Origin of the sequence: Citrobacter sp. Cpo090 (assembly GCF_030332665.1) — a bacterium.
GTDB classification, from domain to species: Bacteria; Pseudomonadota; Gammaproteobacteria; order Enterobacterales; family Enterobacteriaceae; genus Citrobacter; species Citrobacter portucalensis.
The window spans coordinates 424,996-440,179 of the sequence record NZ_JAOWHK010000030.1 but is presented as its reverse complement, the minus strand read 5'-3'; the positions used below and the strand labels follow the sequence as shown (position 1 = coordinate 440,179).

At 53.0% G+C, this 15,184-nt stretch carries 16 protein-coding genes; 1 reads left to right on the top strand and 15 read right to left on the bottom strand.

Features of this window, described 5'->3' with window-relative positions; all coding sequences use genetic code 11:
- Positions 1-67: 67 nt before the first annotated feature.
- From OGY83_RS14825 to OGY83_RS14760, 14 genes are all read right to left on the bottom strand, one after another.
- A complete protein-coding gene (locus OGY83_RS14825) occupies positions 68-430 on the bottom strand; it encodes a PRD domain-containing protein (protein ID WP_103014742.1) in 363 nt (120 codons plus the stop codon).
- A gap of 15 nt (positions 431-445) precedes the next feature.
- Positions 446-1,351 carry a GntR family transcriptional regulator YhfZ gene (gene yhfZ, locus OGY83_RS14820; protein ID WP_079938103.1) on the bottom strand — a complete coding sequence of 302 codons (906 nt, stop codon included), beginning with the start codon at positions 1,349-1,351 and terminating at the stop codon, positions 446-448.
- A 166-nt stretch (positions 1,352-1,517) separates the two neighbouring features.
- Positions 1,518-2,522 carry a tryptophan--tRNA ligase gene (gene trpS, locus OGY83_RS14815; RefSeq protein WP_003827687.1) on the bottom strand — a complete coding sequence of 335 codons (1,005 nt, stop codon included), beginning with the start codon at positions 2,520-2,522 and terminating at the stop codon, positions 1,518-1,520.
- Positions 2,515-3,273: a phosphoglycolate phosphatase gene (gph, locus tag OGY83_RS14810; RefSeq protein WP_286636189.1), complete on the bottom strand. Its 759-nt coding sequence runs from the start codon at positions 3,271-3,273 to the stop codon at positions 2,515-2,517. Before gph ends, trpS begins: the two co-directional genes overlap by 8 nt.
- The gene (gene rpe / locus OGY83_RS14805; RefSeq protein ID WP_003023561.1) at positions 3,266-3,943 is read right to left on the bottom strand and encodes a ribulose-phosphate 3-epimerase; all 678 of its coding nucleotides are present in this window, start codon (positions 3,941-3,943) and stop codon (positions 3,266-3,268) included. Before rpe ends, gph begins: the two co-directional genes overlap by 8 nt.
- A 17-nt stretch (positions 3,944-3,960) precedes the next feature.
- Entirely contained in the window at positions 3,961-4,797 is an 837-nt protein-coding gene (dam, locus tag OGY83_RS14800) for an adenine-specific DNA-methyltransferase (protein ID WP_003023558.1), read from the bottom strand.
- 117 nt (positions 4,798-4,914) lie between these two features.
- Positions 4,915-6,213 (bottom strand): cell division protein DamX, encoded by a 1,299-nt coding sequence (damX, locus tag OGY83_RS14795; RefSeq protein ID WP_191213816.1) that lies wholly within the window; start codon positions 6,211-6,213, stop codon positions 4,915-4,917.
- Between the two features lie 96 nt (positions 6,214-6,309).
- The gene (aroB, locus tag OGY83_RS14790; RefSeq protein ID WP_286636188.1) at positions 6,310-7,398 is read right to left on the bottom strand and encodes a 3-dehydroquinate synthase; all 1,089 of its coding nucleotides are present in this window, start codon (positions 7,396-7,398) and stop codon (positions 6,310-6,312) included.
- A gap of 57 nt (positions 7,399-7,455) precedes the next feature.
- Complete coding sequence (aroK, locus tag OGY83_RS14785) at positions 7,456-7,977, bottom strand: shikimate kinase AroK (protein WP_003023552.1); 522 nt, start codon at positions 7,975-7,977, stop codon at positions 7,456-7,458.
- Positions 7,978-8,381: 404 nt separating this feature from the next.
- A complete protein-coding gene (gene hofQ / locus OGY83_RS14780) occupies positions 8,382-9,629 on the bottom strand; it encodes a DNA uptake porin HofQ (RefSeq protein ID WP_286636187.1) in 1,248 nt (415 codons plus the stop codon).
- A complete protein-coding gene (locus OGY83_RS14775; RefSeq protein WP_286636186.1) occupies positions 9,532-9,945 on the bottom strand; it encodes a HofP DNA utilization family protein in 414 nt (137 codons plus the stop codon). The genes hofQ and OGY83_RS14775 overlap by 98 nt, the downstream gene beginning before the upstream one ends.
- Positions 9,935-10,390: a HofO family protein gene (locus tag OGY83_RS14770; protein WP_286636185.1), complete on the bottom strand. Its 456-nt coding sequence runs from the start codon at positions 10,388-10,390 to the stop codon at positions 9,935-9,937. Before OGY83_RS14770 ends, OGY83_RS14775 begins: the two co-directional genes overlap by 11 nt.
- Entirely contained in the window at positions 10,374-10,913 is a 540-nt protein-coding gene (locus OGY83_RS14765) for a PilN domain-containing protein (protein ID WP_286636184.1), read from the bottom strand. The genes OGY83_RS14770 and OGY83_RS14765 overlap by 17 nt, the downstream gene beginning before the upstream one ends.
- Entirely contained in the window at positions 10,913-11,692 is a 780-nt protein-coding gene (locus tag OGY83_RS14760; protein WP_286636182.1) for a type IV pilus biogenesis protein PilM, read from the bottom strand. Before OGY83_RS14760 ends, OGY83_RS14765 begins: the two co-directional genes overlap by 1 nt.
- 120 nt (positions 11,693-11,812) lie before the next feature.
- Here OGY83_RS14760 and mrcA point away from each other — a divergent pair, with 120 nt between their 5' ends.
- Positions 11,813-14,365 carry a peptidoglycan glycosyltransferase/peptidoglycan DD-transpeptidase MrcA gene (mrcA, locus tag OGY83_RS14755; protein ID WP_048227408.1) on the top strand — a complete coding sequence of 851 codons (2,553 nt, stop codon included), beginning with the start codon at positions 11,813-11,815 and terminating at the stop codon, positions 14,363-14,365.
- A gap of 105 nt (positions 14,366-14,470) precedes the next feature.
- Here mrcA and nudE read toward each other — a convergent pair whose 3' ends face one another.
- The gene (nudE, locus tag OGY83_RS14750; protein ID WP_003827667.1) at positions 14,471-15,031 is read right to left on the bottom strand and encodes an ADP compounds hydrolase NudE; all 561 of its coding nucleotides are present in this window, start codon (positions 15,029-15,031) and stop codon (positions 14,471-14,473) included.
- Positions 15,032-15,184: the final 153 nt, after the last annotated feature.

The following is a 15,184-nucleotide window of genomic DNA, read 5'->3' as shown; positions in this document are numbered from 1 at the left end:
TAATCCTTCAGCTAAATATTCATTTTTTTGAATATTTAGGGTGCAATAGGCTAATTCTCCATGGGTTTTAGACGCCTTCGTTCGCAGCCATCCACAATCCATACAAGTTCGCCAGCATGTAGCCTTCTTCATTCACGTGCAGCGTCACCGTGAACTCTTTCAGCAACGCCTGATGTACCAGCAAAATAGTTGGCCAGAGATGAGATTGCGTCAGTTCCTCTAACAGCTCACCATCCAGCGCTTCAATCACTTCACCCCTGCGGCTACGCATTAACGCACTCGCCATATGGGTCATCGCCATGGTTCCTTGTTCATTGTGAATCGGCAAACACCACTCTTCATCCAACCGCCTGACCACTTGCAGCATGCCGCTGCAAATATCCTTGTCGATAACGCCTGCTTCACACAGCAGGTTAAGCCTGTTTTCCATGTCGTTCGCCTTCACTTAATAACTGGGTTCCTGTTCGCCGTTCGCCACACGTTGTTGGTGGGCAAGCAGCGCTTCTTTGTTAACAACGGCCCGCAGTAGCTGCTGCATCGGATAATCCTCTGCCCGGGTCAGTACCACGGCCTCCGTGGCCTGCAGAAATCGTGGATCGTTAGTGAGCGGCGTGGCTTCTAATCCCAAAACCGCCAGCTCGGCCTCTGCAACCACGTTCCAGATAACCGCATCCACATCCCCTTTCGCAATACGCTGCAAGCTTTCGTGATAAGGCATATCGATCAATTCAACGTCACGGTTGCCAAAACAGGCCTCGGTCATGATTTTCTGATCCGCCGAACGGTTATCGAGTCCAACACGTTTTACATTTGCAGATTCGCCCTTGCGACAAATCAGCTGATGCTCGCCGACGTAGGTATGCGGCCCCAGTGCCAACGTGATGCGTAGTCCGGCCTGAGCAAGGTAACTTTCCGCAGCCAGACGGGAAACCACCGCCATGTCGTAGACGCCGTTTAGCAGGCATTCCACGCGAATATCAGCCCCACGCATGTGTGCGTAATAAAACGGGATCCCGTCGAACTGCGCCTTCAGCCCACTCGCCAGCCCTTCATATAAACGGGTGTAGGGCAGCGGCATCGCACAAACTACGTTATTAATATCTACATGCTTTAGCAGCGTACGGTTATCCATCTCCACCAGATAGCTACCGTTACGCCCGCGACGCTCAATACGGATTGCCCCGGAAGATTCCAGCGTTTTCAACGCGGCCTGGGTTAACCCTACCGATGAGTGACACTCGGTTGCCAGTTCATCGATAGTTTTCAGTCTGTTACCGCACTTCTCACCGAGCAGGTAACGGGCCAGGGTTGTCAGCACAACCCCTTCTTTCTTGATAAATGTCCGACGCATTTTATATTTTCAGTAAATTGAATATTTATATCTTCATTAAATTGAAGATATGATGCAATAAGGAAATTTGCAAACGGCGAGGCGCTTCACACTTTTTTGAGGTTCACAAACGAACAGGCGAAAAAAAACCGGGCGTAACCCGGTTTCTTGAGTATCGCAGGGAGCATTACGGCTTGGCGACAAAACCAATCGCTTCGTAAACGGCTTTCAGCGTAACAGATGCGCGGGCGCTGGCTTTTTCCGCACCTTCTTTCATCACTTTCTGCAGGAAAGCTTCATCGTTACGGAAACGGTGATAGCGCTCCTGAAGCTCGGTCAGCATACCGGAAACGGCCTCTGCGACTTCACCTTTCAGATGACCATACATTTTGCCTTCGAAGTGCTGTTCCAGCTCCGGAATGCTCTTACCGGTGACCGCAGAGAGGATATCCAGCAGATTGGAAACACCCGCTTTGTTCTGCACGTCGTAGCGTACAACCGGCGGCTCTTCAGAGTCGGTCATCGCGCGTTTGATTTTCTTAACCACAGATTTCGGATCTTCCAGCAGGCCGATCACGTTGTTGCGGTTGTCATCCGACTTGGACATTTTCTTCGTCGGCTCCAGCAGAGACATCACGCGCGCGCCGGATTTAGGGATGAACGGCTCAGGCACTTTGAAGATGTCGCCATACAGGGCGTTGAAGCGCTGGGCGATATCGCGGCTCAGTTCCAGATGCTGTTTCTGATCTTCGCCAACCGGTACCTGGTTGGTCTGATACAGCAGGATGTCAGCCGCCATCAGTACCGGATAATCAAACAGACCGGCGTTGATGTTCTCCGCATAGCGTGCGGATTTATCTTTGAACTGGGTCATACGGCTTAGCTCGCCGAAGTAGGTGTAGCAGTTCAGCGCCCAACCTAACTGTGCATGCTCCGGTACGTGAGACTGCACGAAAATGGTGCTTTTTTCAGGATCGATACCGCATGCCAGATACAGCGCCAGCGTATCGAGCGTTGCTTTACGCAGTTGCTGAGCATCCTGACGAACGGTGATGGCATGTTGGTCAACGATGCAGTAGATGCAATGGTAGTCATCCTGCATGCTCACCCACTGACGCAGCGCACCCATATAGTTGCCAATGGTCAATTCACCTGAGGGCTGTGCGCCACTAAAAACGATGGGCTTAGTCATTTTTTGATTCCTGATTTTCGCTATGCGGAAGCCCGAGAGCGGGCAGTAGTTCATTAATACGGTCGTAAATAACGTCGGGCTGGCTCAGCGCGATCGACTCGCCATAGTTGTAGCCATAGGTCAGGCCAACGGACGGGCAGCCAGCAGCTTTTGCCGCCTGAATATCATTGCGTGAATCCCCTACGAAGAGCATTTGCTCAGGCTTGATGCCAAGCTTGCTTGCCACCAGCAGTAGCGGATCCGGATGCGGCTTTTTATTCTGCACGTCGTCACCACCGATGACCACGCTAAAGTACTTGGCGATATCTAATGCTTCGAGCAATGGCGCGACAAACGGGGTCGGTTTGTTGGTCACCAGACCCAGTGGTAATCCTTTCGCATGCAGCGCACCCAGCGTGTCGGCAACATCAGGGAACAGGAATGTCCCTTCTTGTGCGACATCGCCATAGTATCTGTCGAACAGCTTACGCAAAATACGTACCTGCTCCTCGGCGGGAATATCATCATCAACGGGCGGTTTACCCATCGTTTTACGTAATGTTGCGCGCTCCTGACGAGACCACGCCAGCGCGCGCTCCATCAGTACATCTGCACCGTTACCAATCCAGGTGATAACGCGTTCTTCACCAGCAACCGGCAGTTCCAGCGCATACAGCGCCATATCCACCGCTGCGGCTAATCCCGGCGCGCTGTCGACCAGTGTGCCGTCGAGGTCAAATGCAGCGCCCCGAATATCCTGAAACTTATCCATGACTTACCTTCGCCAGTTCATTGCGCATTTCATCAATGACTTTTTTGTAGTCTGGTTGGTCGAAAATGGCGGAGCCTGCGACAAACATATCTGCGCCTGCTGCGGCAATTTCACCAATGTTGTTCACTTTGACGCCGCCGTCTACTTCGAGGCGGATATCGTAGCCAGATTCATCAATGCGACGACGCACTTCGCGCAGCTTATCCAGCGTTTGTGGGATGAAGGACTGTCCGCCAAAGCCTGGGTTAACGGACATCAGCAGGATCACATCGAGCTTATCCATAACGTAGTCCAGATAGCTCAGCGGCGTTGCCGGGTTGAACACCAGGCCCGCTTTACAGCCATGCTCTTTGATCAGCTGTAAAGTGCGGTCGACATGCTCGGAGGCTTCCGGATGAAAAGTAATGATGCTGGCACCAGCGGCGGCGAAGTCCGGAACAATACGATCGACCGGTTTCACCATCAGGTGAACATCAATCGGGGCGGTGATGCCATATTTACGCAGCGATTTCAGTACCATCGGTCCGATGGTCAGGTTCGGTACGTAGTGATTGTCCATGACGTCGAAGTGCACGACATCGGCACCGGCAGTCAGCGCTCTCGCGGTGTCCTCACCCAGGCGGGCAAAATCAGCCGACAGAATTGAGGGGGCGATCAAATACTGTTTCATCCGCTTCTCCTTGAGATTTATTTCTTCGCAGGCGTTACGACTCCTGGTTTATACAGTGCCAGCAGTTCGTTCACCTTTTTACGCGTGCCGCCATTGCTGCTTATGCTGCGCCGCACTTTGACCTGAAAATGTTTCGCCGCTCGGTACCATTCACGGGTATCGGGCGTATCGTGGTTCGAAATTAACACCGGGATCTGCTTACTGACCAGCTTTTCTGCCATCTCGGCCAAATGCGCCTGCTCTTTCGGGCTAAAGCTGTTGGTGTGATACGCAGTGAAATTTGCCGTCGCCGAAAGTGGTGCATAAGGCGGGTCACAATAGACCACAGAGTTGCTATCCGCACGGTCCATGCACTCTTCATAGGAGAGGCAATGGAACTCCGCATTCTGCGCTTTCTCAGCAAAATGGTACAACTCGGCTTCCGGGAAGTAAGGTTTTTTATAACGCCCAAACGGGACGTTAAACTCGCCGCGCAGGTTATAACGGCACAATCCGTTGTAACCAAAGCGGTTCAGATACAAGAACAGCACTGCTCTGCGGAACGGATCCTGGCTGGCATTAAATTCTTCTCTGAACCGATAGTACACCTCAGCCTGATTGGTTTCAGGCATAAACAGCTCACGCGAAGCCTGCACATACTCATCGGTACGCGTCTTCACGATGTTATAGAGACTGATAAGGTCGCTGTTGATATCGGCAAGAATATAACGAGAAAAGTCGGTGTTGAGAAACACCGACCCGGCACCCACGAAAGGTTCAATCAGGCACTCACCCTGAGGTAAATGCCGTTTGATATCATCAAGCAGGGGGTATTTCCCCCCTGCCCATTTCAAAAAAGCGCGATTTTTTTTCATGCTGACTAACTAATTACACCTTCTCCGGCTGTGGAGAAAGCTCCGACAGCATCCTGCGCTTTAGTCTTTGTCCCGCAATTGGGCGAAACATCAAACCATTGCAGAACATATCCTATCTTACTTCAAATCGGCCTGAACCTGATGCAGCGGTTTTGCCCACGGGTTTTTCGCCTGAATATCAGCGGGCAACGTAGACACTGCACGTTTCGCATCTTCTTTAGACGCATACACGCCTGTCACCAGAACATACCACGGTTGACCGTTACGCGTCGTCTGGTACACCACATAGTTCTTCAGGTTTTCTTTCTTCGCCCAACCGTTCAGGTTGTCGTAGTTAGAAGAACTGCTGAGCTGCAGCGTGTAATGGCTGGACGGCGCAGATTTTAACGCTCCAACATTACCTGCACTTTTCGCTCCGCCAGCAACAGGCGTTGACGCTGTTGCGGTTGGCGCAGGCGTTGCGGTCTGAGCAGGCGTGGTATTCGCGGTTGCTTTCGGCTCAGCGGTCGCCTTCGGCGTAGCGGTAACCACAGGTGCTTTGGTTGTGGTCGTCGGCGCAGTTGCGGTTGGTTTTGCCTGAGCAACAGGTTTCGGCTCTGTCGGCGTCGCTTTCACCGTAGTTTGCGGTTTGCTCTTCGGCTCAATAACGGCCTGTTTACGTTCCTGGCGCGGAGCAGCAGGACGTTCAGTCGTTTCCGTTTTCGCAGTCTGGCGCGCAGCATTACCATTACGCATCGGCGCAACGGTCGCAGGTTCGGTCGGCAGCGTAGAGTTAACCACAGCGTTGTTAACCTGCTCCTGACCTTGCGGTTGTGTCAGAGCGTTGTTCAGATCGCCCTGCACTTCAACACGCTGCTGCCCTTCAGTTGCCGCAGGTGCCTGGCCTTGAGTCGGGGTAGAGGAAATCGGTGGCAGGGAAACATCCTGCTGGGTATTGCCAGCGGTCTGCTCAGCGCCCGTTGCAGGAGCCGTTGCGCTCGCCTGATCCGTTGCATTGCTGCCAGAAAGATCGATGCTCTTCTCACCAGATGCTGCCTGCTCATTGGAAGAAGATGAGGGGGCTTTCAGCGCAGAACCAATGCCGATAATCAGCAGCAGCAGTACCAGAACACCCACACCCATCATCATATATTGGCGGGAGGCAGGCTTGCTGGCCGCTTTCTTACGCTTGCGCGGACGACGTTCTACACGCTCTTCATCCACGGCATCGTCATCAGATTCATACTCTTCTTCAATGTCCTGCTCTTCTTCACGCTCTTTGCGTGCGCGCGCAGGACGGCGATCGTCAGCATCCAGATCAACATCATCAAAATTGATTTGCGGCTCATTATCGCGTTCAGACGATTGACGAGAACGACCAGTACGACGATCGCTGGGATCGGGTTTCAGCTCGTCTTCTGGTTTGAATTCATCCATTTAACACCCCACTCAAAGGTTAATGCTTACGACTTTGCACATAACCTGAAGCTAAAAGACCTACGTTTCGCAACGTAAGCCTGACCTTTCTTGTTGTTACGCCTGCTGGCAATCAGCAATAGCGTTAAGAACCACCTCGTGCGACACTCCGCCGCGCACTTCACTCTTCCCTATCGCTCGCGGAAGCACCAAACGAATCTCTCCCGCTAACACTTTTTTATCTCGCAGCATGTGCGGCAGATAAGCCTCGGTGGACATTTCACGCGGCCCATTCACCGGCAAGCCTGCTCGCTGTAACAGCGTAATGATGCGCTGCGTATCAGCGGAGGTGAACTGACCCAAACGTTCTGACGTACAGGCAGCCATTACCATACCTGCGGCGACTGCTTCACCATGTAACCAATTGCCATAACCCATTTCAGCTTCGATCGCATGGCCAAACGTGTGTCCCAGATTCAGTAAAGCACGTAAGCCCATTTCACGCTCGTCTGCTGCGACAACTTCTGCTTTCAGCTCACAACAACGACGAATACAGTACGCCATCGCCGGACCGTCCAGGCGCAACAACGCATCCAGATTGTCTTCCAGCCAGCTGAAAAATTCACCGTCAAGAATGATGCCGTATTTGATCACTTCCGCCAGCCCCGATGCCAGCTCACGCGCAGGAAGCGTTTTCAGACAATCGAGATCCACCACCACGGAGGCCGGTTGGTAAAACGCGCCAATCATGTTTTTACCGAGGGGATGGTTTACAGCGGTTTTGCCGCCAACGGAGGAGTCGACCTGCGACAACAGGGTTGTCGGGACTTGAATAAAACGAACACCACGCTGATAACTGGCTGCCGCAAAACCGGTCAGATCGCCAATCACGCCGCCGCCAAGGGCAACTAACGTGGTATCACGACCGTGCGGTTTTTGCAGTAACGCGGTGAAAACCGTATCCAGAACCGTCAGGCTTTTATACTGCTCGCCATCGGGAAGGATAACGCTATCAACGTTAACACCCGCCTGTTCAAGTACGCCGCGAACCTTATCGAGATAAAGGGGAGCCAGGGTTTCGTTGGTCACCAACATAACCTGATCGCCCGATTTCAGCGGTAAGAATGAAGCTGGCTCATTGAACAAACCAGCCGCGATGGTGATAGGGTAACTACGTTCCCCGAGAGTGACTGTGATCCTCTCCATTACGCGACATCCACCTTAGTTACTTGTACCCGCAGACGAGTGTGTATTCAGCCAGAATTAGTTGCTTTCCAACATATGAATAATCTGGTTTGCTACGACTTTTGCGCTCTGATCGTCGGTGCGAATGGTCACGTCAGCAATCTCTTCGTACAGAGGATTGCGTTCGTCAGCCAACGCTTCCAGAACTTCACGAGGCGGTGATTCTACCTGCAGCAGCGGGCGTTTCTTGTCACGTTGAGTACGCGCAAGTTGTTTTTCAATTGTCGTTTCAAGATAGACCACGACGCCACGCGCGGAAAGACGGTTACGTGTTTCACGTGATTTTACAGAGCCACCGCCAGTTGCCAGCACAATACCCTGTTTTTCCGTCAACTCGTTGATGACTTTTTCTTCGCGATCACGGAAGCCGTCTTCACCTTCTACATCGAAGACCCAGCCCACATCAGCTCCGGTTCGTTTCTCAATCTCTTGATCAGAATCGTAAAATTCCATATTGAGTTGTTGAGCTAACTGGCGCCCAATAGTGCTTTTTCCGGCACCCATAGGCCCAACCAGAAAGATATTGCGTTTCTCTGCCATTTTTTCGGTACTACTAAGACTATTCGTTAATGGTAAACCCGCTTCGCAGACACCCAGCGCAGCAGGACATGAACTGAAACCTCATAAGATATTGCGAGAGTCAGACTGAAAATTATCTCAATACTCAAGCGGGTTTGGCAACTGAATAAATCACCAAACCTAACGCATTTCTGGTCGTGGCAGGCATGCTACCCTGCAAACATCAGACCTGGCGACGTATCGCGCAGTCAAATGACACCCAATAAGCCTATGGCACACCACCGGAAAGGCAAAGCGTATTCACTGCCGCATAAGTAAAGAAAAGTACCGACGCTCAAATCGGTACTCCTTGTATGCTAAATACACCCTCACGTCAAATCCCTGAAACGTGTTCAGTGCAAAAACAACGGCTTTTCATGCATAAGTTATTCCGTTGAAACCAGTCTGGGCGTAATAAAGACCACTAATTCGCGCCTTTCGTCTTCTTTACCATCATGGCGAAAAAGAGAGCCAAGCCAGGGAATGTCGCCTAATAGCGGCACGCTGTCGGCTGCAGATTTATTCTTATGTGAAAAAATTCCGCCAAGCGCAATCGTCTCGCCGCTTTTTACCTCGACCTGCGTTTCAATCTCTTGCTTGTCGATAGCCAGCACTTCGCCATCTGCTTGCTGTAGAACCTGTCCGGGAACATTCTGGCTGATATGCAGTTTCAGCCTGATTCTCCCTTTCTGCAACACCGTTGGTGTCACCTCCATCCCCAGTACCGCTTCCTTGAACTCGACGGATGTCGCACCGCTTTCACCGCTGGAGACCTGATAAGGGATCTCACTGCCCTGCTTAATACTGGCAGGTTGCAGGTGAGATGCCAGTAATCGTGGACTGGCGATGATATCCAACTGCTGCTTTTGCTCCAGCGCAGACAACTCCAGTTCCAGTAAACGACCGTTAATACGGCCAATGTTAAATCCCACGCGGGATGTGGCGGTGGCTACAGAGAGATCGCTGGCAAGCGTTGTAACATTCCCAACCGCCCCCGGTTGTTGTGCGTCAGCCAGCGACCACTTAACCCCCAGCTCGCGCAAACTTTTTTCATTAATGGTGACGATATGCGCCGCCAGTTCAACCTGAGCAACCGGCAAATCCATTTGCGCCACCCACTTTTCCAGGGTGTTAAGCGCAACGCTATTATCACGCAGCAGTAAGCGGTTAGTCCGTTTATCCACCGTCATGCTCCCTTTGGCGCTGAGCAGCTTTTCTCCTGCTTTTGCCAGCTCGGCGGCATCGGCATAGTGCAAAATAATGCTGCGCTGCTCCAGCGGCAAACTGGCCTGAATCCGCGCCTGTTCATTGTCCTGGCGGGCCGCATTGTCATTCTGCCATTGAACAGAATGCACATGCAGGATATTGCCCTCCTGGCGTAATACCAGCCCGGCACTTTTTACCACCGTCTGCAATGCCTGCTTCCAGGGGACATCCGTCAAATGTAGCGACATCACGCCGCTGACATCTGGCGAAACCACCAGGTTTTTCTGTTCCTGTTCAGCCAGCGCCTGCAATACCTGCGTAACCGGCACATCATCGACCACCAGCGTCACGTTTTGCGGTTTCGTCGCCAGCGCGCTCGTTATCCCGACCACCAGTACCATTACTATCAACGCTATCCATCGCTTCATTTACCGCTCCTTGTCGTTGCCACTGCCACCGCGGCGGTTCGCAGTTTTTTTCTGTGTCGAGGGTTATGTTCTGGGCCGTTATCTGCGTAATCGTCCAACCGTTTTTCAGGACGTCATTTCGCTTAACCCGCCGCCATTTTTTCTGGCTATCCTGAACGATGCCCATGGGTCGCGTGTCCTGGCTCACCATGCCCTGAAAACGCCATGTCGACAGTTCAGCAATTTGGCAATGGTCCTCCGGCGGCAGGAAGGGATTACGCATACCGGTGAGCATCAGTACGCTTACACATATCAACAGCCAGCGTTCAACCGTCATTCAGGCGCTCCAGCTGTAGCGTTAGCAGCAGCTCCGCGCCTTCTGCGCTAAGCGAAAATCGGCTGACATTCATCCCCTGATCCGCCAGTTGGATAAACATCGGCGGGATGGCATCCCAGGCTGGTTTCAGCGTCATCTCTCCGCCTTGCGCGGAAGGTTGCCAGTGGATAAGACGAGTGAGGGAAGTCTGAAACAACAATGGGGAGAACAGGGTCAGTTTCTCTTCAGGCTCTGCTGGTGATGCCGACAGCAGATAGACATCTCGCCATTGCATCTGAATAGCAGCACGTTGCTGGACCAGCGTCTCGCGTTGCATAGCCCGCTCCCGCGCTACGGGGTAAAGACATAACGTCACCAGTATGAGTAACCCCAGTATCCAGCCACACCAGCAGATGAGTCGAAAGCGCGGCGACTGCGCTAACCAGACATCACAGAGCGTTATCATGCGCACCGCTCCGTGTCAGTCGATAGTGGAATTGCCAGCGTCCCTGCGCATCCTGCTGCGTTTCACCGGGGCTGCTCAACTGAAACAATGGCTGCTGACGTAATTGCGCTTCCAGCGTCTTCAGCGCGGCAAAGTTCAGCGTGTTGCCCGTCAGTTCCAGCGTGTCCTGCTGCCAGGTCATTTTTGTTAACCACGCCTGCTCCGGCAGTAATTCCGCCAGCCCTTGCAAAACCCGCTGCCAGCTTCGGGTCTGCTCACGCTGTTTGTTCCTTGCCTGCACCTGCTGCCATCGTTGCTGGCGCTGCTGCATACGCGGCTTTAGCGCCATTAAGGCCTCGGCCCGCGTCTTTTCGGCGTCTGCCAGCAACAATTCAGCCCGATTTTCTACACTCAAAACGCTGTAATAGCGCAACACCACGCCAATACTAAGCAAGAGTGAAGCGCCAAATAAAACACACCAGAAGCGTAGGCAAGCGTAACGCCGAGCCTGACGCCAGGGCAGAAGATTAATGGTCGCTATCATCAGTACGCGTCCCCCATAGCGAGTCCCAGAGCAATGGCGAAGTGATGGCTTTGCGTTGGAATGGGCGGCTGGCGTACGGACACGACGCTTAAAGGATCGAAGCCGCCAGGAGAGCATTGCACAATGGCTGTCGAGGGCAGAGACAATGTCGTGGCAAGCTCATCGATACTGCCAATATCACCCGTTGATTTACGCCCCCATGCCGAACGGGTCGCCCATAACCACTGGGCGTCATCACGCCATACCAGACACTGGTGATGCTCCGGCAAGAAGGGAATAAATCGCTGTAACGCGCTGGCATCCGGTGTAATCGCCGTAACCTGCACCTTCAGGGTTTGGATAAGCGTCAGAAGCGCTGAAATCTCTTTGCTTTGCGCAGCAGTGACGTTAAACGCCGGACTCAACGTGTCTTCGCTATAATCAAAATGCAGCGCATCCGGCGCCATATCCAGTTCACGCGCCATCGAACCGGACAACCATGCAGTTTGCTCTGGCTCGCGTAACGTCATTGTCGGACGAGGAAACTTTTTTTGTAACGTCCTGTTGGCGGGGAAAGAGAGATGAATACGGTGTCGGCGAGGGAGCTCCCGGCTCCACGGCAGTAGCGCGGCGACCAGCTGTTCAGGCTCGCGAATGTGGCCATCGACGATAGCCTGAGACGTCAGCGGTATACGCCACCAACGCTGTAGAAACCAACCGGATGCGTCGCGAACGATAGCGACAGCCAGCGCTTCATGTTGCTGAATATGCAGACCAATTTTCCAGATATTGAAAGCCATTGCTGATGATCTCCTTATCACCCGTCGCTTTAACGGGTATATCAATGCGTCTGGCTTGCCTTTATACTACCGCGCGTTTGTTTATAAACTGCCCAAATGCCACTAAATGGGAAATCTCCAGTGAAGTTCGTAAAGTATTTATTAATCCTTGCAGTATGTTGCATCCTGCTGGGAGCAGGCTCGATTTATGGCCTCTATCGCTATATCGAGCCGCAATTACCTGACGTCGCGACGCTCAAAGATGTGCGTTTACAGATCCCGATGCAGGTTTACAGCGCTGACGGCGAGCTAATCGCGCAATATGGCGAGAAACGTCGAATCCCGGTCACGCTGGATCAAATGCCGCCGGTAATGCTTAAAGCCTTTATCGCTACAGAAGACAGCCGCTTTTATGAGCACCACGGGGTAGACCCGGTGGGGATCTTCCGTGCGGCCAGCGTCGCGTTGTTCTCCGGTCACGCGTCGCAAGGGGCGAGTACCATTACCCAACAGTTGGCGAGAAACTTCTTCCTGAGCCCGGAACGTACGCTGATGCGTAAGATCAAAGAAGTGTTCCTGGCGATCCGCATTGAACAACTGCTGAGTAAAGATGAGATCCTCGAACTGTATCTGAACAAGATCTATCTGGGGTATCGCGCCTATGGCGTGGGTGCTGCCGCGCAGGTCTATTTCGGTAAAACGGTGGATCAACTCAGCTTAAGTGAAATTGCGGTGATTGCCGGTCTGCCAAAAGCGCCGTCAACCTTCAACCCGCTCTATTCGATGGACCGTGCAACCGCGCGACGTAACGTTGTACTGTCGCGTATGTTGAGCGAAAACTACATCACGCAGGCCCAGTACGATCAGGCGCGCGGCGAGGCCATTGATGCCAACTACCACGCGCCGGAAATCGCTTTCTCTGCACCGTATCTGTCTGAGATGGTGCGCCAGGAGATGTATAACCGTTATGGCGAGAAAGCCTATGAAGACGGGTATCGCATCACCACCACCATTACGCGCAAAGTACAGCAGGCGGCTCAGCAGGCAGTACGTAACAACGTGATGGATTACGACATGCGCCACGGCTACCGCGGCCCGTCAAACGTGCTGTGGAAAGTGGGCGAAAGCAGTTGGGACAGCAAGAAAATTACCGATACGCTGAAAGCGCTGCCGACCTATGGCCCTCTGCTGCCGGCGGTTGTTACCAGCGCCAATCCGCAGGAAGCCATTGCCGCGCTGGCGGATGGTACGTCAGTGTCATTACGCATGGATGGTATGCGCTGGGCGCGTCCTTACCGCTCGGATACTCAACAAGGCCCAACACCGCGTAAAGTGACCGACGTGGTTCAGACCGGCCAGCAAATCTGGGTACGCCAGGTGGGCGATGCCTGGTGGCTGGCGCAAGTGCCAGACGTCAACTCCGCACTGGTCTCCATCAACCCGCAAAACGGTGCGGTGCTGGCGCTGGTGGGTGGTTTTGACTTCAACCAGAGCAAGTTTAACCGTGCAACCCAGGCGTTACGTCAGGTGGGCTCCAACATCAAGCCATTCCTGTATACCGCCGCGATGGATAAAGGTCTGACGCTGGCGAGCATGCTCAACGACGTACCGATCTCCCGCTGGGATGCCGGTGCCGGCTCCGACTGGCAGCCGAAGAACTCACCGCCGCAGTATGCTGGCCCTATCCGTTTACGTCAGGGGCTGGGTCAGTCGAAAAACGTGGTGATGGTACGCGCCATGCGCGCCATGGGCGTGGATTACGCGGCAGAGTATCTGCAACGTTTCGGCTTCCCGGCACAGAACATTGTGCATACCGAGTCGCTGGCATTGGGTTCGGCTTCGTTCACACCGTTGCAGGTGGCACGCGGTTACGCAGTGATGTCTAACGGCGGCTTCCTGGTCGATCCGTATTTCATCAGTAAGATCGAAAGCGATATGGGCGGCGTTATCTTCGAAGCGAAGCCGAAAATTGCCTGCCCGGAATGCGATATTCCGGTGATTTACGGCGATACCCAGAAATCTAACGTGCTGGAAAACAGTAATGTAGAAGATGTCGCCGTCTCGCAGGAACAGCAGAATGCCGCTGTGCCTATGCCACAGCTTGAGCAGGCTAACCAGGCACTGGTCGCGCAAAGCGGAACACAAGAGTACGCTCCGCACGTGATCAACACACCGCTGGCCTTCCTGATTAAAAGCGCGCTGAACACCAATATCTTTGGTGAACCAGGCTGGATGGGAACCGGTTGGCGTGCCGGTCGCGATTTACAGCGTCATGATATCGGCGGGAAAACCGGGACCACCAACAGCTCTAAAGATGCGTGGTTCTCCGGTTACGGACCAGGGGTAGTAACGTCGGTATGGATCGGCTTTGATGACCATCGCCGCAACCTTGGCCATACGACAGCTTCCGGCGCGATCAAAGACCAAATCTCCGGCTACGAAGGCGGTGCGAAGAGTGCGCAGCCTGCATGGGATGCTTACATGAAATCCGTGCTGGAAGGTGTGCCTGAACAGCCGCTGACGCCGCCGCCGGGTATCGTGACGGTCAATATCGATCGCAGCACAGGACAACTGGCAAGCGGTGGCAATAGCCGTGCAGAGTATTTCATTGAAGGTACTCAGCCAACGCAGCAGGCGGTACACGAAGTGGGGACAACCATTATCGATAATGGTGAGACACACGAACTGTTCTGATCAATTGCCGGATGACGCTTCGCTTATCCGGCCTACAAATTCGGTACAATTCTTTGATCTTCCGGAATTTTGTAGGCTGGATAAGGCATCAATTGGCAATCGTAATTAAAGCCGCCCCTGCCCTTTCAACCATTCCCGTACGAGGAACAGCGCACTGACATTCCGTGCTTCGTGAAAATCAGGATCTTCCAGCAAGTCCATCAAATGCGCCAGCGGCCAGCGCACCTGCGGTAATGGCTCGGGTTCATCACCCTCCAGCGATTCAGGATATAAGTCCTCTGCCACCACGATGTTCATCTTGCTGGAGAAATAAGATGGCGCCATGCTGAGTTTCTTTAAAAACGTCAGATCTTTTGCGCCAAACCCCACCTCTTCTTTCAGCTCCCGATTCGCCGCCTCAAACACGCTTTCGCCAGGATCGATTAATCCCTTGGAAAAACCCAGTTCGTAGGACTCGGTCCCGACCGCGTATTCGCGAATAAGGATCAGGTGGTCGTCAACAATCGGCACAATCATTACCGCTTCACGCGTGGATGGACGCATGCGTTCATAAACGCGGCGTACGCCATTGCTGAACTCAAGGTCCACGCTTTCGACCTTAAAAAGCCGGGATTGGGCGACGGTTTCCACTTTCAAAATCGTGGGTTTCTGTAATGATTTGCTCATTGTGAGGATCTTTGCTGTGAAATCTGGGGTTATTGTGCGATATACCGCACGGTTTCGGCAATGTGAATTGCCGTTTATTTACATTTATGTAACGTACTAAAAGTTAATCCCTATTTCAAATTAAAAGTCAATAGGTTGAAATAACTCCAGGAA